19 protein-coding genes are annotated in these 23,571 nt (G+C 41.0%); 8 read left to right on the top strand and 11 right to left on the bottom strand.

Annotation, left to right across the window (positions count from 1 at the left end; genetic code table 11):
- The 5 genes from MST16_RS08135 to MST16_RS08155 all read right to left on the bottom strand — a co-directional run bounded on the left by MST16_RS08135 (position 1) and on the right by MST16_RS08155 (position 6,272).
- The gene (locus MST16_RS08135) at positions 1 to 774 is read right to left on the bottom strand and encodes an enoyl-CoA hydratase (protein WP_180011815.1); all 774 of its coding nucleotides are present in this window, start codon (positions 772 to 774) and stop codon (positions 1 to 3) included.
- Between the two features lie 81 nt (positions 775 to 855).
- The gene (locus tag MST16_RS08140) at positions 856 to 1,983 is read right to left on the bottom strand and encodes an acyl-CoA dehydrogenase family protein (protein WP_180004478.1); all 1,128 of its coding nucleotides are present in this window, start codon (positions 1,981 to 1,983) and stop codon (positions 856 to 858) included.
- A gap of 120 nt (positions 1,984 to 2,103) precedes the next feature.
- Positions 2,104 to 3,759, bottom strand: coding sequence for an AMP-binding protein (locus MST16_RS08145; protein WP_180004479.1), 1,656 nt, complete (start codon positions 3,757 to 3,759; stop codon positions 2,104 to 2,106).
- A gap of 89 nt (positions 3,760 to 3,848) precedes the next feature.
- Positions 3,849 to 4,739: a 3-hydroxyisobutyrate dehydrogenase gene (gene mmsB / locus MST16_RS08150; protein ID WP_180004481.1), complete on the bottom strand. Its 891-nt coding sequence runs from the start codon at positions 4,737 to 4,739 to the stop codon at positions 3,849 to 3,851.
- Positions 4,740 to 4,754: 15 nt separating this feature from the next.
- Entirely contained in the window at positions 4,755 to 6,272 is a 1,518-nt protein-coding gene (locus MST16_RS08155; protein WP_180011812.1) for a CoA-acylating methylmalonate-semialdehyde dehydrogenase, read from the bottom strand.
- A gap of 163 nt (positions 6,273 to 6,435) precedes the next feature.
- Here MST16_RS08155 and MST16_RS08160 point away from each other — a divergent pair, with 163 nt between their 5' ends.
- Positions 6,436 to 7,317 carry a LysR family transcriptional regulator gene (locus MST16_RS08160; protein ID WP_078193328.1) on the top strand — a complete coding sequence of 294 codons (882 nt, stop codon included), beginning with the start codon at positions 6,436 to 6,438 and terminating at the stop codon, positions 7,315 to 7,317.
- A 179-nt stretch (positions 7,318 to 7,496) separates the two neighbouring features.
- Here MST16_RS08160 and MST16_RS08165 read toward each other — a convergent pair whose 3' ends face one another.
- Positions 7,497 to 8,114 carry a hypothetical protein gene (locus MST16_RS08165; RefSeq protein ID WP_180004487.1) on the bottom strand — a complete coding sequence of 206 codons (618 nt, stop codon included), beginning with the start codon at positions 8,112 to 8,114 and terminating at the stop codon, positions 7,497 to 7,499.
- A gap of 238 nt (positions 8,115 to 8,352) precedes the next feature.
- On the opposite strand from MST16_RS08165, the gene MST16_RS08170 reads away from it, so the two are divergent.
- Positions 8,353 to 8,511: a hypothetical protein gene (locus MST16_RS08170; RefSeq protein WP_168379604.1), complete on the top strand. Its 159-nt coding sequence runs from the start codon at positions 8,353 to 8,355 to the stop codon at positions 8,509 to 8,511.
- 230 nt (positions 8,512 to 8,741) lie between these two features.
- Here the strand turns inward: MST16_RS08170 and MST16_RS08175 are convergent, their stop codons facing one another.
- Positions 8,742 to 9,557 carry a hypothetical protein gene (locus MST16_RS08175; RefSeq protein WP_180011811.1) on the bottom strand — a complete coding sequence of 272 codons (816 nt, stop codon included), beginning with the start codon at positions 9,555 to 9,557 and terminating at the stop codon, positions 8,742 to 8,744.
- A 197-nt stretch (positions 9,558 to 9,754) separates the two neighbouring features.
- Here MST16_RS08175 and MST16_RS08180 point away from each other — a divergent pair, with 197 nt between their 5' ends.
- Together MST16_RS08180 and MST16_RS08185 are read left to right on the top strand one after the other, a co-directional pair.
- Positions 9,755 to 11,179, top strand: coding sequence for a PLP-dependent aminotransferase family protein (locus MST16_RS08180; protein WP_180011819.1), 1,425 nt, complete (start codon positions 9,755 to 9,757; stop codon positions 11,177 to 11,179).
- A gap of 120 nt (positions 11,180 to 11,299) precedes the next feature.
- The gene (locus MST16_RS08185; RefSeq protein WP_168379606.1) at positions 11,300 to 12,736 is read left to right on the top strand and encodes an amidase; all 1,437 of its coding nucleotides are present in this window, start codon (positions 11,300 to 11,302) and stop codon (positions 12,734 to 12,736) included.
- A 107-nt stretch (positions 12,737 to 12,843) separates the two neighbouring features.
- Here the strand turns inward: MST16_RS08185 and MST16_RS08190 are convergent, their stop codons facing one another.
- From MST16_RS08190 to MST16_RS08205, 4 genes are all read right to left on the bottom strand, one after another.
- Positions 12,844 to 14,973, bottom strand: coding sequence for a TonB-dependent receptor domain-containing protein (locus tag MST16_RS08190; RefSeq protein WP_180011809.1), 2,130 nt, complete (start codon positions 14,971 to 14,973; stop codon positions 12,844 to 12,846).
- A 369-nt stretch (positions 14,974 to 15,342) separates the two neighbouring features.
- On the bottom strand, positions 15,343 to 16,656 hold the full coding sequence (locus MST16_RS08195) for a DcaP family trimeric outer membrane transporter (protein WP_180011807.1): 1,314 nt from the start codon (positions 16,654 to 16,656) through the stop codon (positions 15,343 to 15,345).
- Positions 16,657 to 16,781: 125 nt separating this feature from the next.
- Complete coding sequence (locus MST16_RS08200; protein WP_180011805.1) at positions 16,782 to 18,155, bottom strand: MFS transporter; 1,374 nt, start codon at positions 18,153 to 18,155, stop codon at positions 16,782 to 16,784.
- Positions 18,156 to 18,346: 191 nt separating this feature from the next.
- The gene (locus MST16_RS08205; protein ID WP_180004497.1) at positions 18,347 to 19,261 is read right to left on the bottom strand and encodes a LysR family transcriptional regulator; all 915 of its coding nucleotides are present in this window, start codon (positions 19,259 to 19,261) and stop codon (positions 18,347 to 18,349) included.
- A gap of 280 nt (positions 19,262 to 19,541) precedes the next feature.
- Between MST16_RS08205 and catA the strand changes: the two genes are divergently transcribed.
- From catA to benC, 4 genes are all read left to right on the top strand, one after another.
- Positions 19,542 to 20,462, top strand: coding sequence for a catechol 1,2-dioxygenase (gene catA, locus MST16_RS08210; protein WP_180004500.1), 921 nt, complete (start codon positions 19,542 to 19,544; stop codon positions 20,460 to 20,462).
- An 85-nt stretch (positions 20,463 to 20,547) separates the two neighbouring features.
- A complete protein-coding gene (benA, locus tag MST16_RS08215; RefSeq protein ID WP_180004501.1) occupies positions 20,548 to 21,945 on the top strand; it encodes a benzoate 1,2-dioxygenase large subunit in 1,398 nt (465 codons plus the stop codon).
- Entirely contained in the window at positions 21,942 to 22,451 is a 510-nt protein-coding gene (gene benB, locus MST16_RS08220) for a benzoate 1,2-dioxygenase small subunit (protein WP_180004503.1), read from the top strand. The genes benA and benB overlap by 4 nt, the downstream gene beginning before the upstream one ends.
- 94 nt (positions 22,452 to 22,545) lie before the next feature.
- Complete coding sequence (gene benC, locus MST16_RS08225; protein ID WP_180011803.1) at positions 22,546 to 23,562, top strand: benzoate 1,2-dioxygenase electron transfer component BenC; 1,017 nt, start codon at positions 22,546 to 22,548, stop codon at positions 23,560 to 23,562.
- The last annotated feature ends 9 nt before the right edge of the window (positions 23,563 to 23,571 follow it).

Genomic DNA, 23,571 nt, shown 5'->3' on the forward strand with positions numbered 1-23,571 from the left:
TTAATTGTTTTTAAAATTGGCTTGGCGCTTTTCAACAAATGCTTGCATGCCTTCTTTTTGGTCTTGAGTTGCAAAAATTGAATGAAATGTTCTACGTTCAAAACGTAAACCTTCTTGCAAACTGACTTCAAATGCACGGTTAATTGACTCCTTGATCATCATGGTTGCGACTACAGATTTTTCGGCTATTTTTTCAGCAGCTTTTAAGGTCTTTTCGACTAACTCCTCATTAGGGAAGACTTGAGCAACTAAACCACTCTGCTCTGCTTCTACTGCGCCCATTTGTCTCGCAGTCAGACACATTTCCATGGCTTTGGCCTTACCAATAGCAAGCGTTAAACGCTGTGTCCCACCTATCCCTGGGATTACTCCCAAAGTCACTTCTGTTAAACCGAATTTTGCATTATCGGCACAGTAAATAAAGTCACACATGAGCGCTAACTCACAGCCTCCACCTAACGCATAACCACTGACAGCTGCGATTAGAGGTTTACGGCGCTGAGCAATTCGATCTGCCAGATGAAAAAAATCATCCAAATAAATATTTGGAAAACTCAGTTCAGCCATTTCTTTAATATCTGCACCAGCGGCAAAGGCTTTTTCTGAACCTGTAATAACCATACAGCCAATGGAAGAATCTCTGTCTAAATCATCTAAGGCCAAATTAAGGTCTTGAATTAATGTGCTATTTAATGCATTTAAGGCCTGAGGACGATTTAAAGTAATAAGTCCAACACCATTGTTCTTTTCAAGCAGAATCGTTTCAAATTGCATGTAATATCCCTATATATGTTCAATATTCATGAGTAGGCTTCATATCTGAAGCCTTTTCATTTAAATGTCTTAATGACAACGTTATAAGCTGCGGGCAATTACTAAACGTTGGATATCACTCGTACCTTCATAGATTTGGCAAATACGTGCATCACGATAAATACGCTCTATAGGGAAATCTTTGAGATAGCCATAACCACCAAAGACTTGTAATGCTGCGGAGCAAACACGCTCAGCCATTTCAGATGAAAAAAGCTTGGCCATAGACGCTTCATTTAAGCAAGGTTGTCCTGCTTCTTTTAAACGTGCCGCGTGATAGACCAATTGGCGTGCTGCCTCTATTTCTGTCGCCATACTTGCCAATCGGAACGCAACTGCCTGATGTTCAAAGATCGGCTTTCCAAAGGTAATACGCTCTTTGGCATATCGGGTTGCTTCTTCTAATGCTGCTCGTGCAAGACCAACCGCTTGAGCCGCTATACCAATACGACCGCCTTCTAGATTTGATAAGGCAATTTTCAAACCTTCACCTTCTTTTCCTAACATCAAGCTTTCATGCACACGAACATCTGTTAGTGCAATTTGACAGGTATCTGAAGCATGTAACCCAAGCTTTTCTTCAGTACGAATCACTTCATAACCGGCTGTCTCACGAGGGACAATAAAAGCACTCAGGCCTTTTTTTCCTGCACTCGGATCAGTCACAGCAAAGACAATAATGACCCCTGCATTATGTCCCGAGGTAATAAACTGCTTAGCACCATTAATCACCCATTCATTGCCATCTTTGACTGCACGGGTTTTAATGGCAGCAGCATCTGAACCCGTATGCGGCTCAGTTAATGCAAATGCACCGATCATTTTGCCTTGTGCTAAAGGCACTAAATATTTCTGCTTTTGTTCTTCTGTGCCAAATTTAGCAATAGGAACACAGCCTACTGAGTTATGTACACTCATAATGGTTGATGTTGCCCCATCGGCCGCGGCAACCTCTTCTAAAGCCATAACATAGGCAAGATTACCTGTATCTGAACCACCCCATTCATCTGATACCAACATACCCAATAAACCCAGTTCTCCCATCTGCGCTAAAGCCGCTTTGGGAAAGGTTCCGTGTTTATCCCATTCAGCCGCTTGAGGTTTAATTTGTTCCTGCGCGAAACTGCGTGCCATGTCCTGAATTAATAATTGTTCTTCGGTAAATTGCATCTTATCTTCCTGTACATCAATCAAATGCTTCCATCCAGTTTGAAAATGATTAGAACTGAATGAAAGCTTGATTTTGATCCTGATTGTTCGGCATTCATTTAGGGTTAATCGTTGCGTCTTTTAACTTGCATGCTGCGTGGATTGTTTCGCAATCTCTTGATTTCTTAATAAGAAACGCTGAATTTTTCCACTTGGAGTTTTCGGTAGTTCTTGAACAAACTCCACCAATCGTGGATAAGCATGTGCAGATAAGCGCTTTTTCACAAATTGCCCTAGCTGCTCCGCTAATTCTTCTGACGCTGTGACATGCTCAGCTAAAATTACAAAAGCTTTTACGATTTCTGTCCGATCCGGATCAGGTACACCAATGACCGCAGCTTCAATCACTGCATCATGCTCAAGTAAAGCGCTTTCAACATCGAATGGCCCGATACGATAACCTGATGTTGTAATCACATCATCATTACGACCAACGAAGCTCATACTGCCATCTGCGTGTAATTCTGCGGTATCACCCGTGAGGTAATAATGCTTTACAAAGGGTGACTTACGACTTTCTTTATAGCCACCAAACCACATCATCGGTGATTGACTAATATCGACAGCCAGTACTCCTGGCGTTCCTGCAGCTAGCTCTTGCCCTTGTTCATCAACAACTGCCACGCGATATCCCGGACTGGCATAACCTGCGACACCTGCGCGAATATCATGTTGTAAGCCATGATGATTACACACCACCATACCAACTTCAGTCTGACCATAATGGTCAAAGATCGGTGCATCTAAAACTTGTTTAAACCAGCGGAACACTTCAGGGTTAAGCGGCTCACCAGCGCTACTGACAACTCGAAATTTCCCTTTGAGTTTTGCCATTTGTTCAGGATCAGCTGCCATCATCATCCGATACGCTGTCGGTGCGCCTGCAAGGTTCGTCACTTTGTAGTCATCTACAATCTGACACAAACTATCAATGCTAAAACCACCTTCGTAAAAGAGTGTTGCATGTCCAAGTAAAAGTGGCCCAGTAATTCCGTAATACAAACCATAAGCCCAACCCGGATCGGCAATATTCCAAAACGAATCATCTTCACGTAGCCCTACCGCATTTTTCATATATTGACCAAAAGCGATCAAAGCTTTAAGCGGGACTTCTAAGGGCTTTGCAGGACCTGTAGTACCTGAAGTAAACATCAAAAGAAATGGATCATTGATGCTCTGTAGGACAATTTCACAATCTGTAGACTGTGCGTTTACTTCATCCCAAAAGTTTAAATCTCCCTGTTGAATCCCTTGACCCGCTCGATCTGCAACAGTAACGATTTGGGGACAATGTGCAACTTCATCTAATTTACTGCGATTACCAACATCGCTAATCACCAATTTGCTTTGTGCAAGGTGTAAACGATGTTCAATGGCTTTGGGGCCAAAGGCGGTAAATAGCGGTTGATATACAGCACCTATTCGCCAAGCCCCTAAAATCACCACAAGTAATTCAACTGTACGGGGTAATAAACCCGATACACGATCACCTTTTTGCACACCCTGTGACTTTAAAAAATTGGCAAATTGGCTTGACCACTGTTGCAGCTCTGCAAAGGTATATTGTTCTTTCCGTCCATCTTTGCCCTGCCAATACAGTGCAGCCTTATCTTGATCAATCGCATGACGGTCGCAGCATTCATAACATGCATTTAATTGCTCTAAAGAGCCTGATAACATTTCTTTGGCAGCATGATTTAAGTCAAATGCCTTTGCAACATCTTGATAATTCGACATCTTCTCTACCTCAGTCTCAATTTATTGTTATTCCGACACGAGTGTTAGTATTTTTAGCCATCCCTAGGCTAGATTGGTGTTCAAAGCGATTAAGCGTCCTTAGGTAAGTATTGCTGCACAATGCTTGAAAAATCTAAGTGTGCATTACCTTGTAAACACAGCTGTTGATACATCTGCTGAACCAGTCCACCTAAAATAATCGGCTGTTTGACTTGTCCTGCGGCTTCTACAGCCAATCCTAGATCTTTCAACATCAACTGAGTTGCAAAACCATCGGTATAACCACGTCCCGCAGGTGCATTTGCTGAGATACCCGGCCATGGATTACATACATCCGAACTCCAGCAACGTCCGCTCGAACTATTCACCACACCCGCTAAGGCTTGAGGATCAATCCCCAGACGCGCACCGAGTGCCATACCTTCAGCAACGGCTGCCATGGAAATACCAAGAATCAAGTTATTGCAAATTTTCGCAATTTGACCTGCACCCACATCACCACAATGCACAATGTTTTTACCCATGTGGCCCAATACCGCTTTGGTTTTTTCAAAGGTTTGATCATCCGAACCGACCATAAAGGTTAATGTACCTGCCTGAGCACCAATAGTTCCGCCTGAAACAGGTGCATCACAGATTTTTATCTGATGTGCAGCACCCGCCTCGGCTATATCCTTAATGGTTTGCGGATCAATGGTACTGCTATCGATACATAAGCTTCCTGCTTTCATTACCGCCAACACACCATTTTCTCCCAAGTACACCTCTTTGACATGCTTGGCAGCAGGCAACATGCTAATTACAACATCTGCTTGTTTCGCTGCATCTTGTGGGCTTTGGCAAACAATGCCACCTGCTTCAGTAAAATGCTGAATCGCAATTTCGCTTAAGTCGAAACCGTAAACCGTAAAACCTGCTTTGAGTAGGTTTTGGGCCATTTTTCCGCCCATGTTTCCTAAACCGATAAAGGTAATATTCATCCTTGAACTCCCAAATTAACGTAGGTTAATGGTGGTATTCACTTCACCTTTTTCTTGTGTATCTTCGAACCAACGACTGGTGATGGTTTTAGTTTGTGTATAGAACTGAACTGCTTGCTTACCATATGGACCTAAGTCACCCAGTTTTGAACCACGCGATCCTGTAAAACTAAAGAAAGGTACAGGTACAGGAATTGGAATATTGATACCCACTTGACCAATATCGATATCACTTTGGAATGTACGAGCAACTGCACCACTTTGTGTAAACAGTCCAACACCGTTGCCGAATGGATTAGCATTAATCAATTCAATCGCCTGCTCCAAAGTATCGACATGAATAATGGCTAAAACGGGCCCAAAGATCTCTTCGGTATAGATGCGCATATCGGTTGAAACTTGATTAAAAATCGTCGCTCCGACAAAGTTTCCTTGCTCATAGCCAATGACTTGAACATCACGACCATCCAGCAACAGTTCTGCGCCTTGTTCTACACCGCTTTGAATTAAATCCAATACACGTGCTTTTGCGCGAGGTGAAATGACTGGGCCAATATCGGTATTCGGTTCATGGCCTGCATTGACCTTCAGAGTTTTGGCTTTTTCAACCAGTTCATTAACCCATTCTTTACTTTCACCAACCATGACAGCAACAGACAAAGCCATACAACGCTGACCTGCTGCACCAAATGCTGCACCAACGAGAGCATTTAAGGTTTGTTCTTTATTGGCATCTGGCATCACCACCACATGGTTTTTGGCCCCCATCATCGACTGCACACGTTTTCCATGCTGTCCTGCAAGGTTATATACATGTGTACCAACGGCTGTAGAGCCTACAAATGAAATGGCCTTAATAGCTTGATGTGTGCATAAACGATCAACAACGTCCTTACCACCATGCACTACGTTCAATACGCCTGCTGGAATACCGGCTTCAATCGCAAGTTCGACAAGCATCATGGTAGATAATGGATCTTGTTCAGATGGCTTTAAAACAAAGGTATTTCCACTGACAATCGCCATTGGGAACATCCACAGTGGAATCATCGCAGGAAAGTTAAATGGCGTAATTCCTGCACATACACCCAAAGGTTGCTGCAAGGTATAGGTATCCACACCACGTGCCACACCTTCTATATATTCGCCCATTTGAAGTGTGCCAACCGAACACGCATGCTCAACGACTTCTAAACCACGTTGAATATCACCTTCAGCATCTGCAAGCGTCTTTCCTTGCTCAGCAGTCAGTACACGGGCAATGTCTTTCATATTGCTACGGATCAGATCTTGTAGTTTCAGCATAATACGCATACGTGCTTGTACGGGTGTTAAGCGCCAAGTTTTAAACGCCTCTTGCGCTGAAGCAATCGCTGCATCCACTTCTTCCATAGTCGCCATTGGAACACGACCCAAAACCTCTTGAGTTGCAGGATTTAGAATGTCTTGCCACTCTGTAGTGTTTGACTCTACAAATTTACCGTTAATTAATAATTTAGCCGTCGCAGACTGAATATTTGACATTGTGTTCATGACCTCTCCATAGGCACTTATTGTTTTGTACTGACTTAGAAAATATCCAAAAGCCTTATATTTATATTTTCCAATTCACTTCAAACTAGCAAAGAAAATTTTGACTACCAATAGAGATTCACGCACGATTGATGTGCAAATATGCACAGGGATGACAATAACAATGAAAGTAGATTGGGATCATTTACAGTATTTTTTGGTTTTGGCTCGTGCGAAAACCCTAACCAATACCGCACGTATTATCGGTGTTGAGCACAGTACAGTTTCTCGACGCATACATGCGCTAGAACTGGCTTTAGGCACACCATTATTTAAACGTGAAGCCACAGGTTATGAGCTCACTTTAGAAGGTTTGGCACTGGTTCCTCGCGTTGAACAAATGGAACAGGCCTTTTTACAAATCGAAAAACCCAACCAACCTATGCAAGGTCGTGTGCGAATTGGCACACCCGAAGGGTTTGGAACAGCATTTTTGACACAGCTCTTGGCAGAATTGTCCAAAAAATACCCCTTGCTGACTATCGACCTTATTCCTGTCCCGAAAATGATCAAGCTTTCACATCGTGAAGCAGATATTGTTATTTCCATCGATCGACCAAAATCAGGCCCATATATTATTACCCGACTAGCCGACTATTGTTTAAAGATTTATGGCAGTAAGGAATACTTAAAAAACACGCAACCCATTCATACATTAGAAGATTTAAAATCACACACCTTTGTGAACTATATAGATGATTTGGTCTATAGCCCTGAACTGTATTGTTTAGAACGTTTACCTATTCAGCTCAATGCCAACTTTAGAAGTAGTAGTATTTTGGCACAACAAATTGCCGTGAGTGCGGGTGCAGGATTGGCAATATTGCCCAAGTTTTTGGCCGAGGAAAAACCCGAATTAGAACAGGTCTTGGCGCAAGATGTTCGTTTTGTACATACCTTTTGGATGCTAACCTTAGTCGATTTACAACATGAGCCACGCATTAAGCTAGTCTGGGACTTTTTGAGAAAAAGAACTGACCAATATCATAGTTTATTAATGGATTAAGAAATGAAGCTACCTTCCAAAAGGTAAATGACAAATAATCTGAGATTCATTTTCTTAGTTAAATCATAATTTTTTTGTTTTCTTGATATTTAATCTCAGCTTGCGTTGTCATATAAGTTAAGATTTTCTGAAATTCTCTGACACACAAGCTAAGATTTTATTTCACTTTAATTTGCGGGTTAATTGAATTCAGGATGCTTATAAACCTCAGTGTCATATTTTTTTTGTTTAGCGATGATATTGTTTTTGAGTATATCCACCTTATCTTGATGTATTTTCACAAAATCCTTTTGCGCGGCCTGCCATGTATCAAAACCTTGCTTCAAGTCATCAATTGTACCCTCCAAAAATCTACCTTTAAAAAACAAATTATGATTTTGCAAGTTAATCTCGCAAGGTCTGAATAGATACATGCAGTAACTATCGTCATTGCGCTTCTCTACATACAATACGCTGTCCATAATGGCATCCCACCCATTCAGCATCATATCACCTGTGCCTTCTTCACGAATTAAGTATTGGTGATAGTAGATTGAGCTGTTCACGATCAGAATGTTTTTCGCCCCGCTGCCATATTTCCGCACGGTGGCATGACCGTCAGGAAAATATTTTTTTATAACGTCAGGTATCCATTGAAAGTCATTTTCATCAATTTTATTGAATGGTGTGTACTCAATCCGTTCATGTTTCATCACGCCTTTTTCATCCAAATGCCATTGACGGTTTTTGGCGCTAAGTTTGAGATAAATCAATAAAATGACAGTTCCTAATATTGTTATGAGCGTAATTATTTCCATTGTATTCTGCTTGTAACCCCAAATTATTTTATGATCTAATTTTCAATGTATTGAGAGGTTTATTCAAGACTACTCTACACTTTAACAATCCCGAATCATGTGTCAATAATCTCAAATCAACTGTCATTCAACTCCAAACTATAACTGTTATAGAAATTTAGATGAATGTTGTATCTATGCTTTCAAGCGATATACCCCAATAATCACCTATAACCACTAGGGATTTAGAGTACATCTTATGAGCAATCAAGAGCCTAAAAAACCGCAAAAATATGCAGACAGTGAAATTTCAGATAAGGCCTTTAAGCGTGCCATTATTTGGTTCTCGATCTATGTGCTTTTATTCTGTATTGGTGTAGCGTTTGTCGTTGGTGCAGATAATTCCTATCTACCTTAAACGATAATCTATTCGCTTATTGCAACTCGCTATTGCATGTATATCTTACATTTCATGTTTGCTCATGATCAGTTCATAATGAATTGATCATTAGGCCAAATAAATTGGTTTAAAATTGGTTTAAATTTGAATTTTAAAAAAGCTTGTAAGTCTACATTTACAAGCTTTTTTGCATTTTTAAAGTGATCAAATTACAGCTATAAAATTACTTGCCCATCTGAATCGCTTGCTTATGCAGGACTTTGCTTTTTAACTTGGTGCTGTAGATGTGTTTGAATATATTCACCGTAGACCGACATTTTTTCAAAGATGTGTTCTGAATAAAACATGTCTTCTACCAAGACTTGCGCACGATCAAATTCATATAAACCCAATCGTTGTAAAATTTTCGCATTAATAAACGAAAATTTTTGGCATAAATCGATATATTGCTGATCTTTGTCTTTAAATAGCAGCTTTAACATATTGATTTTATTTAGATCAAAGTCAATCGGTTCAGCTTTATCCGCCAAGACATGGATTTCAACATCTAAAAATTCAGCGAGCTGTTTTAATTTTTCTAAGTCGATATGTAGATGTGTAATACATATGATTTTGGAAACCTTCGGATTACATAAGCTATTGATCAAACTAAAATAGAAGTATTCTGCTGGCGATAGTTGTTCATTATGTAGCTCAATGTAGACATTTAGTCCCGATAAAACATCATCAACTTTAAATGCGCTAAGTTTAGCCTCAGCATGATAATAACGATTTAATATTGCAACATTTTCAGGGCTTTGCAGTGTAGCGTAGATCACCTTCTGATTCAAATTCGCTAAGATAAAAGGTGCAAATAAAAAAGCCGCATTTTCAGCCTTGGCATCCATATGTTCCTGACAAATACTGACATAGCCCACTTGCTGTACTTGACGCAAAATTCGACTGCGCAAAAGTACCGCTTCTAAATTAGTATGCTGTTGTTGCAACAGATGCAGCGTTGAATCTGTCAATGGAACATCCACCAGTAAATATTGTAACAGTTCTAATTCACTGGCTTTAAACATATTCAACTCCCTAACTTCCATACCATTTGACGCCACAAGTGTTGTGGTCAATGCACCTTATAAAAAATTCAAGCTTAAAACTAGATACAGTGATTTTGAAAAAACTTATAACAGTACAGCCTCATCTGTTATAAAAATTTAATGTAAAGCTTCATTTACTGATATATTTATAACAGAACTTTGTCTTGTTGATGACTATGTATAAATCGGAACAGCTCGCACAGCACCTACGTCAACTGATTGAAAATGGCACTTTAAAAGCGCACGAAAAACTCCCTTCTTTACGTGAACAAGTGCAGTTGTCCGGCTTTAGTTTAATCACGGTCATGAATGCTTATCAGGAGTTGGAATCACGTGGCTTAATCTATGCACGTGAAAAATCAGGCTACTATATAGCGCAAGGCTTGCTCGAAATAGAAGCTGAACACGCTCAAATCGTGTCCTTAAACACTCCCGTTGAAATTAACTCTCTGGTCTTTAAGTATTTAAAATCGATACAAGATGAAAAAATCGTTCCATTGGGTTCAGCCTTTCCAGCTCAAGACATCGTTTTTTCTAAAAAGTTAACCCAAATCATGGGGCAAATTTCCCGAAATCCCAAAAGTTACGATGCCATTGATAATCTTCCACCTGGAAATTTAGCCCTTCGTAAGTTGATTGCACAGCGTTATTGCATGCAAGGCATTACCACAGATCCAGAGGATATTGTGATTACCTCAGGCTGTATGGATGCACTGAATCTTTCCTTACAGGCCATAGCCTCACCGGGTGACTATATTGTGTTACAGCAAAATATTTTCTATGGCGCCTTGCAAGCTGCAGAGCGCTTAGGCCTTAAAGTGGTGACCTTACCTGAACATCCACAAGACGGTTTTGATTTAACCGCATTTGAACATATTTTAAAAACTTATCCCGTCAAAATTTGTTGGCTGATGCTGAATTCGCATAATCCTGTGGGCTTCACAGTGAGTGATGAAATCAAGCAAAAAATTGCCGTGTTATTACACCAATATCATGTGCATTTAATTGAGGACGATGTGTATGAGGAAATGCATTATGCATCCAAGAAACCCGTTTCAATGAAATACTTTGACCAAAATAATATGGTCTTACATTGCTCTTCTTTTTCTAAAACGTTGGGCGCTGCATTTCGGGTCGGTTGGGTGCATGCGGGTAAATATTCTCAAGCGATTCAACACTTACAGCTTATGAGCACGATTTCCGTCAATACCTTATTGCAAAATGCCTTGGTGGAATTTATTTCAAATTATCATTATGAAAAACATTTAAGGCTCCTAAGAAAAGGTCTACAGCAACACAAATTACAGTTTTACCGTTATTTAGAAAGCCGCCTACCGACTGGATGCAAATTACAATATCATCCAAGTGGTTATTTTCTTTGGTTAAAACTACCAGAAAATATTGAAAGCATGGCGGTCTATGAAGCCTTAATTCAACAGCAGATCGGTGTTGCTCCAGGCCGTTTATTTAACGTATCAGAAGCCAAAACTCAATATATCCGTTTAAATTGTTCCTTTGCATGGAAGGATGAGATTCAACAGGCTTTAGATGCCCTCCTTAGTACAATCTCTGCACTTTCCTCAGATCAGATGAATATTTGACAATTTTTATTGTCATTATTATGCTCAAAGCAATACAGTTCAAATACATATATTTGTTGTTGAGATAACAATGAATTCATTCAATATTTACCAAAATTCAAAAAACAAATAGGTTAGTTCATGGAAGATCAAAAACACAGTCAACGCATACATGCCTTTAGTTCGGATGTACTCACAGATCTGGATGCTGTGGGGATTGCACAGCTCATCAAATCTAAAGAAGCCTCCGTGCAAGAAATAACACAAGCGGCCATTGCACGTGCGGAACAAGTGAACCCGCATCTAAATGCCATTGAACTGGACTGTTTTCAGCGTGCTTTAGAGCAAAATCAATATGTTGAACATGGTCTTTTTGCGGGTGTCCCTTTTTTCTTTAAAGATAATCTAGATTATCAAGGATTGCCCTCACGCCATGGTTCAAAGGCCATCGGTTCAAAACCAGCCGATCGTAATCCTCAAATTAGCCAACAAATCTTAGATCAAGGGTTTGTCGTATTAGGAAAATCCAAGCTCCCTGAATTTGGTCTAAATGCCAGCACCGAATATAAAGATGGATCAGCCACCTATAACCCTTGGCATTTAAGTTATTCCTGCGGTGCATCTTCAGGGGGTTCCGCAGCTCTCGTTGCAGCCGGTGTAGTGCCGATTGCCCATGCCAATGATGGCGGTGGTTCGATTCGTATCCCTGCTGCATGCTGCGGTTTGATTGGATTAAAGCCTAGCCGTGGCCGTACTTATGACAGTGAAGCAGCAGGCTCTCTTCCGATTAATATCATCAGTGAAGGTGTCCTAACCCGTAGCATACGAGATACTGCTCATTTCTATGCAGGAATGGAATCAAGTTATTACAATAAAAAGCTGCCACGCATAGGCATGATTCATGGGCCTTCTAAACGTCGATTACGCATCGGTTTAGTCCCGCAATCGATTACAGGGCAAATAGATAGCGAAACAACTGCAACCTTAATGCATAGTGCAGCACTCTTAGAAAAATTAGGCCATCATGTTGAAGAACTTCAATTACCTTTTTCCTTAAGCTTTGTTGAAGATTTTAGTGAATATTGGGGGATGTTATCCTTTTTACTGAGTACCTTTGGCAAGAAAATCTTTGGCGCTGACTTTAATCCCAAAGAGTTAGATCACTTAACCGTTGGTTTATCGAAGTTGTATAAAAAGAACTTTTATAAAACCCCGCTGTTTCTGTATCGATTAAAGAAAATGCAGCAACAATATCGTGAAATCTTTAAGCATTATGACGTTTTGCTATCGCCTGTACTTGCACATACCACACCGAAAATCGGCTATTTATCACCTCAATTACCGTTTGACCAGTTATTTGAACGTATACAGAACTATGTGACTTTTACCCCCATCCAAAATGTTGTTGGTGCGCCAGGTATGTCGATTCCTATGGGAGAAACCCAAAACGACGGACTACCGATCAGTATGCAAATATCAGCCGATGTCGGTGATGAAAAAACCTTGATCGAACTGGCGTATGAAATTGAAGAAGCTCAGCCATGGCGACGTATTCAGGATATGCCTCGAACTGCTTAACAGCCCAATCAAAGGTTTAAAAAAGGGAGCTGATTGGCTCCCTTTTTTATTTTCAAATCCGCAGCATAAGGCTTTGCAAGGGATAACTGTATTTGAATACAAGATACTTAATTAAAATGATACGTTAGTCCTGCATATACCGCCCGACCTTCACCCGGTGTTAAACGAGCAGGATCTTTGCCGGCATCGTTATAGCCCGGTGTCACGGTAGATGCATATTTTTTATTGGCCATATTTCTGAAATCCAACCAAGCCAAATACTGTTTTTGTGGTTGCATATAGCCGAACGATGCTCCCCAAATTTGCCAATCTTTTGCGTAGAAACTATTGGCATAGTCGGTTGTGACCTTTGCGGCATAAAGTGTATTCACCGCAGCATAAAAGCCTAAAGGATGTTCGTATTTCAGTTCAGCCTGATAGATGTGTTTTGGTATACCTGCCAGCTCATTTTTTCCAAATACCGCATCATTTTTATAGTGAAAATCATTCAAGGTATAGGCTTGTTTTAGTTGAACCTGTCCATATGTATCATTTTGCCAAAGTGAACTGTTTAAACCGACTTCAATCCCTTGATGGATGGTGTCTGAAGCATTCGATTCGTAAATTATCGGATTAGGCTCTGGTTGGATTTCAACAGCCAACAGTTCATTTTTAACCTGTGAATAGTAATATGCAATATTCCACTCACCCAGTGCATGTTGACCACGCCCACCTAGTTCAAGAGTATTCGCTGTCTGACTATTCAAATGAATCGGAGCATTTTGGCGTCCCGTCGCTGCGCCACTTTCATCGGGGAACTTTTGATCCGAACCCCAAATTAAAGCCCAAGGATGTGGTGCTTCTAAGCTTCGACTGACATTGGCAAAGAGCTGTGTTTCAGGTTGGATTTGATATCGAAAACCTAGCGATGGCAGGACATTCCATTCACGAATATTTTCTTTATGACTTTGCACAGGCCATGTCACTTCACTTTCACGATGGGTGTACGCCAATGCAACTCGACTATCGAGCCAAAACTGTGGGTGTAGTGCCAAGGCATTGGCATAATGTAAAACATAGTCACCACCTTGGTAGGTATAATGCCGCGTTTCTGTACCCGCAGCATAGGCGCCTTGCGCTACACGCAAGCGTTCAACGACCTGACCATCTGGCAAATGCGTGGTACTACGAAAACCTAAAGTATTTTGGCTTTCATGCCCCCATAGCGTTCGGTCAAATTGGTAGTTAAATAAGGTAATGATATCGTCATAGTCAACATCGGTACTATACAAACCTTCTTGCAAATCCATCGGATAATGATGATAGGCCAGACCCAACTGTAAACGATCGCCCGAGTCCAAAGTCATATTGGTTTTATTCGCCAACCAAAGACTTCCCGGCTGCGGACGATTATTATTCAGCGAGATATTTTGGGCTACTGCTTGTTTTGGATTTTGTTCAATCTGTTGTTGGGTTAGACGTCCCGGCGTTTGGTGTTCAGTCTCTCGGTAACGCAGATAAAAACGTGTATCTAGGTTTGGATTTATTTGATATCCCACATTGGCCGATATACCTTTACTCTGGCTTGAAGCATGATCTTGAAAACCATCATCATCACTTTGCGTTAATGAAACATAATAGTCTAAGTCACCGATTTGTTGTCCTGAGCTGATTTCACTTTTCTGATAACCGTGGCTACCCATTTCATGATGCACTGACAGTTTTGCTGCATTTTTTCCAGTTGGGCTATCATAGTTAATTAGACCACCCAAGCTTAATGCACCACGTGTTAAACCATTAGCCCCCCGTAAAACCTCTATATGGTCTACCCACAGCGGCTCAAGCAGTTCATAAGGTGTTCCACCCGGCCCTGTAAATGGCAAATCATCTAAGGTCACATACAACCCTGAAGCATGCGCCCCCGGTGCACGATTGATCCCGGAGCCACGTATCGACAGTTTCATCCCTTCATTTCCAGAAGATGCTGCGTATATCCCCGGTTGATTTTTAAATAAATCAGCATTTGTTCGCTTGGGTACATCTTGAATGTCTGCTGCAACGATCGCATTGGTTGCACCATTTACTTTAGTCAGTGCTTTTTTTATTTGATCATCCATTGAACTTTGTTCAACGTTAATGGTGATTTCAGGTAATACATTGCTATCTGCAACACTATATTGTGCCATTGCAGTAAGCATCATTAGGCTTAAAAGCTTAAGTGACGTGTTGTTATATTTGGAAAATTGAGGGACATCCATGATTTCGTCTTCTAAGTGAAACGAATTTAACGGCAAGGATTGTAGTGTGTTTTATCATCATGTATGTATCAAAATATTTCAAAATTCATGATTTTTATTAATATTCTTCTTCGTATTTTTATATTCAAATGATTTGTTAAATGAAATAAAACAGATAATTATATTTTTTAGTCAAAAAATAAAAGTTTCTAAATAAGATAAAAGCCCTCAATCGATAAAGATCAAGGGCGTGTATTGATTAAGAGTACGCATTGAAAGATTGTCGGAAAGTCAGATGTCAAAACCTGAACATACTTCCAATCACGCTCTCGTTAAATTGATATTGAAATTTCTAAGGCAATTTAAATTAAACAATTCTCTGTAAGGGCATTAGAAGTTGTACATCGCGACCGCATTGATTCGGTTATCTTCACCCTTAGTACTGCCATTTGGTGCGGCGCCAAAAGCTTCACGTTCACCATAGACATATTCCAGACCTAAACTAATCGGCTTAACAGGGCTGTAAAATACATTTGCCCATGCTTGCCATAAGTTTTTATTGGCCTTGGTTTTATCGACTAATGAGTTGACATAATCTGCATTGTTATCTGCTTTCATATAACCATAGCCCAATGTTCCGCGCCATTGTGCTGAAATTTGTTGAGTTAAACCTACTGTAATCGAGTCAAATTCATTGGTGGCGATGATGTCTTTATCCGCATTGGTGACAAAACCTTGGTTGGTCCATGACACAAAACTACTGTCGCCTTTGACATGGTAATAATCCGCTTTGAGCACTGTTTTATCCGTCAAATCTAGCTTTGCGCCCAGACCAAGTCCCCATGCGGTTTCTGTATCCGTATCCGTTTTCTTTTCAGCACCCATCGCACGTGCGCTCAACATGAGTGTATCTGTCATTTTATGGTTTAACCGCGCTGTTAATGCAGGCAAACGCATATTTGAACTGTCATCCTTAGAATCTTCTGCTGCAAGCACAAGATTTGTCTCAGGACTAAATTTGTGACTATAGCGAACTTGAGGTGTACGTTTAACAGCACCACCAACATAGCCCAATGCATCAATAGTTTCAGGCATATAATCAGGTATAGCAAAGTTAGACCATGTTTGCCCCACCAACCAATCACCATAGGTCAAATAGGCATGACGAATCCGCAGTCCATCATTTGCGCCCAAAAAGTCGACTTCAATTTTACCGCCTACATCTCCCACTTGAGTCGGCGTTTTAAAGTCTAGTCCTAAACGTGTGGCAGCAAGTGTTGCTTTTAAACGATCTGAACTTTCAGCATTCCCTTCTAGCGGAACACTATTCATTTGGTTATACAGGCGAGATAAGCTGCCGCCTTCTGCCTGATAAGATGCATCTGCACGCACATTGCCATACAAGCTAAACTCAGCGCCCGATTTGGTATTTAAACTCAGGCTCGGTGTTTGAGTCGGTTTTTGATTCTGCACAGCAACTACAGGCCCTTGTTTTACGTCTTTGATTTCACTCGACAAAGTGTTTTGCTGTTGAACATATTGCTGCATCATGGCTTTTAACGCTTTGACTTCTTCACGCAACTGTTCAACTTCAGCCTCGCTGACTGCCGCATGTGTCCACATGGGGAACACAGCTGCACAAGCCAGTAGCATCGGTTTAATTTTAAAGGTTTTTTTGACTAAATTTAGCTTTTGAGTTTTCATCCTGACCTCGATTTGGGCGATGCCCTTTCCTTATTTTTTGTCACAATTCCCACTAGCCCTCATGCTGTGCATCAGGGCCTAGAAACTTAAAATTTTGGGGTAATGTTAAATCTTTAAATATCGGCTTAATTCGCTGGATTTTTGATAGCTTGCGTATTGAGCTTTGGCGATTGACCTTGAGTAGACGCTTCTACTGACGCTTGTAAATTCACCATAAATATTGCTAATGCAGCGATGACACCGGGAATGGCTATCACCAAGAAGTTCATTTGATGCGGCAAATTCATGGTTAACAGCGCACCAGTAAGTACCGGTCCAACGATTGCACCAATTCGTCCAATGCCCGATGCCCAGCCCATACCTGTAGAACGTACCGTGGTTGGGTAGTATTGTGCGACAAAGGTATAAAGTAAGATTTGTGAACCGATGGTAGCTGCACCTGCAACAGCAATTAAGGTATACAGAACCATTTGCGGACTGTTAAAGCCCAGTAAGATTAAAGCCAATGCGCCACACATGAACATGATGCTCAGAACTTTTTTGATATGGAATCGGTCTGCCAAAGCACCACCACCAATAGCACCTACCATTCCACCAATATTCAGTGCAAAGAGGAAAATCATACTTGCACCAAGCGAATAGCCGGCTTGAATCATCAATTTTGGTAACCAACTTCCAAGTGCATAAACCATCAGTAAGCACATGAAAAATGCAATCCAGAACATAAACGTACTGAAACTACGGCCTTGTTGAAATAATGCTTTTAACGGAGCGTTATCTTCTTCAGAAACTTCATTGAGTACAAATTGAGTATCTGTTGTGAGGACTTGTTCAGGGGCAATTTTAGAGACAATCGTTCGAGTCGTATCTGTTTGATGCTTTGAGGTTAAATACATCAATGACTCAGGGAGGAATTTCCAAATTAAAGGCAATGCAAGACATGGAATAATTGCAATATAAAACATGATTTTCCAGCCATATACAGGCACTAACCAAGCACCCAATAACGCTGAAGCCATACCACCTATGGCATAACCACTAAACATTAGTGCAACTAAGGTACTGCGTATACGTTTTGGCGCGTATTCTGTCATTAATGCGACAACGTTCGGCATAACGCCACCGATGCCTAGACCGGCAAGAAAGCGTAAAATACCAAACTCAACGGGAGTACTTGCAAAAGCGCCGCAAAAGGTAAAACCACTAAAAATACCGACGCAGATCATAATGGTTTTTTTACGACCAATTTTATCGGACAGTGTGCCAAAACACATGGCACCAAACATCATGCCAAATAAAGCCGTACTTGCCAGTAAGCCGGCTTGTACCGCAGATAATGACCACTCTTGCATCAACAAAGGTAAGGCAACGCCATAGATCACCAAGTCATAACCATCAAAAATAATAATCAAAAGACACCAAATCAAAACACCCCAATGAAATGGCGTAAATTTGGCTTCATCAACCAAGGTATTAATATTAATTTTCTGGTTTTGCATAGCCCACCTCCTAATTGTGAAGCTTGTAAAATTCGCTTTTCACAATGAATAAGTCGGTGCTTAATGTCCAAAACCGATTAGGCATGTTTGTATACCTAAAAAGTAGAATATAAATTAATCCCTTGATTCCGCTTTATTTAAATAGATCATTTCATAACTGCTGTTCATCTGAACGTCTATCAACACATTACTTAAAACACAGCACGATCATATGGAATCGCTTCTAAATCATAAACTTGATAAACACTATCAAATAAACCACGAATATCTTCGCTTTCATCCATATTACGTACAGCCATAAATACAGGGCTGATCGCGGCTTCGTCTAAGATCGGAACAAAGGTTAAATGTGTTAATTGCACACTTTGGGCACTCATTGGAGTGATACAAACCCCTTCATTAGCTGCAACAAAGCCTAGAGCCAGTTGTAATTCACGTACTTCGCGTACTTTTTTAGGCTCCAAACCATACTCTGAAAATATGCCACGCACTTGGGTCGAAAAATTCGGTTTATTGTGATTTGGATAAAAAATCAATTGTTGATCGATCAGATCTGCAAGATATATACCTTCCTTTTTTTGTGCCAAAGGATGACTAGCGTGTAAGGCTACTACTAAGCGTTCTTCACGAAGTAAAACCCGTTTGATCGCAGGGTCTGAAATACGCAAACGCCCAAAGCCGACATCTATACGACCTTCCTTTAATGCTTTGATTTGTTCAGTGGTCGCCATTTCCTCCATTTCTATTTTTAAATGTGGATGTTGTTGTTTGAATAAGTACAAAATATTCGAGAGTAAACCAAACAATAAAGAGCTCACAAAACCGATTGTCACTGTTCTTTCTGTCAAACCGATTCGTTTCGTCATTGATTTAATTTCTTCTGCATTAGACAAAAGTTTTAAAGCATGATGATAAAAAAATTGGCCTGCTTCTGTAGTCTTAAGCGGACGGCTACCGCGTTCAAATAACTGAATTCCAAGCTCATGTTCCAAATTTTGAATCTGCCGACTCAAAGGTGGTTGAGCTATATATAGTTTTTCTGCCGCTTTGGTAAAACTCTGCTCTTCAACCACCGCGACAAAGTATCTTAAGTGTCTTAGTTCCATGGCTATCAATACCTATTAAGTATAATAAAATGCAAATTTGATCTTCGACGTGAAGATTTTATTCTTTTAAGGTATATCACATAGACAGGATTAAGCAAATTTAATCCCATCCAACAGATCAAAAACATCGTGCAGCCCATACCTGAAAGAAACTTCACCTGCTACACGAAACAACTTAAAAAGTATTGTTAGACAACCAAACAAGGAACGTGGCAGCCAAAGACCTCTTTTATCGAGTGATAGCCACCCATACTTAAATGCATACTTAAGGAGATATAGTATGAACCGTCAAGAGATTGATGTTCTGGTTAAACAAATGAACGTAGATACAGCAATAGGGCCTGTTGACCAACGTGTACAACAAGTTGTGGTACGTTTATTGGGTGATTTATTCCAAGCGATTGAAGATCTAGATATTACTCAAACTGAACTATGGAAAGGTCTAGAGTATTTTACAGATGCGGGTCAAGCGAACGAATTAGGTCTTTTAGCCGCTGGTTTAGGTTTAGAGCACTATCTAGATTTACGTGCCGATGAAGCTGATGCGAAAGCAGGTATTACAGGTGGTACACCACGTACCATTGAAGGCCCTTTATATGTGGCTGGCGCACCTGAATCAGTGGGCTTTGCTCGTATGGACGATGGTACGGAAACCGATAAAATTCCAACTCTGTTTATTGAAGGTACGGTAACAGATACCGAAGGCAACATCATTGAAGGCGCTAAAGTTGAAATTTGGCATGCCAACAGCCTAGGTAACTATTCTTTCTTTGATAAGTCTCAATCTGACTTTAACCTTCGCCGTACGATTCTTTCTGACCAAGACGGTAAATATGTTGCACAAACTACGATGCCCGTTGGTTATGGCTGCCCTCCAGAAGGTACAACTCAATTTGTTTTAGACAAACTAGGCCGTCATGGTAACCGTCCATCACATGTACATTATTTTATCTCTGCACCGGGTTACCGCAAGCTAACTACTCAATTCAACATCGAAGGTGATAAATACCTTTGGGACGACTTTGCCTTTGCAACTCGTGATGGTCTGGTGGCAACTGCTGTTGATATCACAGACGAAGCTGAAATTGCACGTCGTGGTCTAAACCAACCGTTTAAGCACATTAGCTTTAATGTTGAGTTAGTTAAAGAACAAGCTGCAGCACCAAATACTGAAGTTGATCGTCGACGCGCTAGCGCTTAATTACTCAATCTAAGGAAGCCGAGCTGTCTCATCCAAGTTTGACAACTCGGCGACTATCCCCTCATTGGACAGTCGGAGAATGGACATGCCACGTATTCCTGTAATTAACACCAGCCATCTAGATCGTATTGATGAACTTCTTGTCGATAATTTTGACACTGGTGAATTTAAACTGCACCGCTCAGTATTTACCGATCAAGCGTTATTTGATCTTGAAATGAAATACATTTTTGAAAGTAACTGGGTGTATTTGGCACATGAAAGCCAAATTCCAAATAACAATGATTATTACACGACTCATATCGGTCGCCAGCCGATCATCATTGCACGTAACCGTAATGGTGAACTGAATGCCATGATCAATGCCTGCTCACATCGTGGCGCACAGTTATGTCGTTATAAAAAAGGCAACAAAGCGACGTATACATGTCCATTCCATGGTTGGACCTTTAATAACTCAGGTAAATTACTCAAAGTTAAAGACCCTGCTGAAGCCGGTTATTCAGATTGCTTTAACCAAGATGGTTCACATGACTTGAAAAAAGTCGCACGCTTTGAAAGTTATAAAGGCTTTTTATTTGGTAGCTTAAATCCTGATGTGCCAAGCCTTGAAGAATTCTTAGGTGAAACCACCAAAATTATCGACATGATCGAAGGTCAGTCGGAAAACGGTTTGGAAGTTTTACGTGGTTCATCTACCTATACCTATGAAGGTAACTGGAAACTGACAGCTGAAAATGGCGCAGATGGCTATCACGTATCAGCCGTGCATTGGAACTATGCAGCGACCACTCAGCACCGTAAAGAAGCACAAGCGGCAGATAATATTCGTGCCATGAGTGCGGGTTCTTGGGGCAAGCAAGGCGGTGGTTCTTATGGTTTTGACAGTGGTCACATGTTGTTGTGGACACAATGGGCTAACCCAGAAGACCGGCCAAACTTTAGCAAAGCCGATGAATATACCGAAAAATTCGGCGCACCGATGTCGAAATGGATGATCGAGCGTTCACGTAACCTATGTCTTTATCCAAACGTCTATTTGATGGATCAATTCGGTTCACAAATTCGAGTTTTACGCCCGATTTCTGTCAATAAAACTGAAGTCACCATTTACTGTATCGCCCCTGTCGGTGAAGAGCCAGAAGCACGTACACGTCGTATTCGTCAATATGAAGACTTCTTTAATGCTTCAGGCATGGCAACACCTGACGATTTAGAAGAATTCCGTGCCTGCCAAGCAGGTTATGCAGGAATTGAGCTGGAATGGAACGACATGTGCCGTGGTTCAAAACACTGGATTCATGGACCGGATGATGCAGCCAATGAAATTGGATTAAAACCGCTATTAAGTGGCATCAAAACGGAAGATGAAGGTCTTTACCTTGCTCAGCATCAATATTGGTTAAAAACCATGAAACATGCCATCGCTGAAGAAAAAGAACTAGCTGAACAAGTCGCAAATGAACAAGGAGATGTCGCATGAATGCAACTGCACATTTAGACAGCGTAAGCATTGAAGCTGTATCTCAGTTCCTCTACCGCGAAGCGCGTTTTTTAGATGATGAACAGTGGGATGAATGGCTAGAGTGCTATGCCCCATCTGCATCATTTTGGATGCCGGCTTGGGATGACGATGACCGCCTCACGGAAGATCCACAGTCTGAGATTTCTTTGATTTATTATCCAGACCGTCAAGGTTTAGAAGACCGTGTCTTCCGCATTAAAACCGAGCGTTCATCTGCCACGATGCCGGATACACGAACCAGCCATAACATTAATAACGTCGAGATTATTGAACGTGATGGCGACAACGTAACGGTGCGTTTTAACTGGAACACCTTAAGTTTCCGCTACAAAACCAACTATAGCTACTTTGGCATGTCACGTTATGAAATTGATTTTTCAGGTGAGCAGCCAAAAATCCTCAGCAAATATGTTGTTCTGAAAAACGATTATATCAACCAAGTTATTGATATTTATCACCTCTAAAAGCTTATTTCACTAAGCAAGGTTTTACTTTCAGCCAGAAGGATATTTGGCTGAAAGGACACGTTATACCAGATTTTCAAAAGGATATTCAGCCATGTCAAACCATAATGTTGCACTTCAATTTGAAGATGGCGTTACTCGTTTTATTAGTGTTGCTCAAGGTGAAACCTTATCCGACGCAGCCTATCGTCAAAAAATCAATATCCCTCTAGATTGCCGTGATGGCGCATGCGGGACATGCCGTGCATTTTGTGAGTCGGGTACTTACGACATGCCTGAAGAATCTTATATCGAAGACGCTTTAACCCCCGAAGAAGCTGAGCAAGGTTATATTTTAGCTTGCCAATGTCGTCCAAGTTCAGATGCGGTTTTCCAAATCAGTGCATCATCTGACGTGTGTAAAACGGAAATTCATGAGTTTCAAGGCACATTGTCTCGTGTTGAAAATATGTCGGATTCTACGATTACCTTTGATATTCAACTGGATGAAGGTCAACCTGACATTAACTTCTTGGCAGGTCAATACGTCAATGTCGGCATTCCGGGGACTGAAGAAACTCGTTCGTATTCGTTTAGTTCAAAGCCGGGCAATCGTTTAACAGGCTTCGTGGTTCGTAATGTCCCTGAAGGCAAAATGAGTACCTTCCTGAGTGCCGATGCGAAAGCCGGCGACAAAATGACCTTCAAAGGACCTTTTGGTAGTTTTTATCTGCGTAATGTTGTCCGCCCTGTGGTCATGCTTGCAGGTGGTACAGGTATTGCGCCGTTTATGTCCATGTTACAAGTGCTTGAAGAAAAAGGTTCTGAACAACCTGTTCGTCTTGTATTTGGCGTAACCAATGACTTTGACATCGTGGCAAAAGACAAGCTAGATGAATTACAAAACAAACTCCCGTGGTTCGAATACCGTACTGTGGTCGCTCACCCTGAGTCACAGCATGAACGTAAAGGCTATGTGACCAGTCATGTTGAAAAAGATTGGTTAAACAATGGCGATGTGGATATTTACCTCTGTGGTCCTGTGCCGATGGTCGAAGCTGTACGTGGCTGGTTAGATACCGAAGGCGTTAAACCTGCAAACTTCTTGTTTGAAAAATTCTCAGCGAATTAAGGGAGAATA

Source organism: Acinetobacter sp. YH16040_T (assembly GCF_024605785.1).
In the GTDB taxonomy this organism is placed as follows: Bacteria; Pseudomonadota; Gammaproteobacteria; order Pseudomonadales; family Moraxellaceae; genus Acinetobacter; species Acinetobacter amyesii.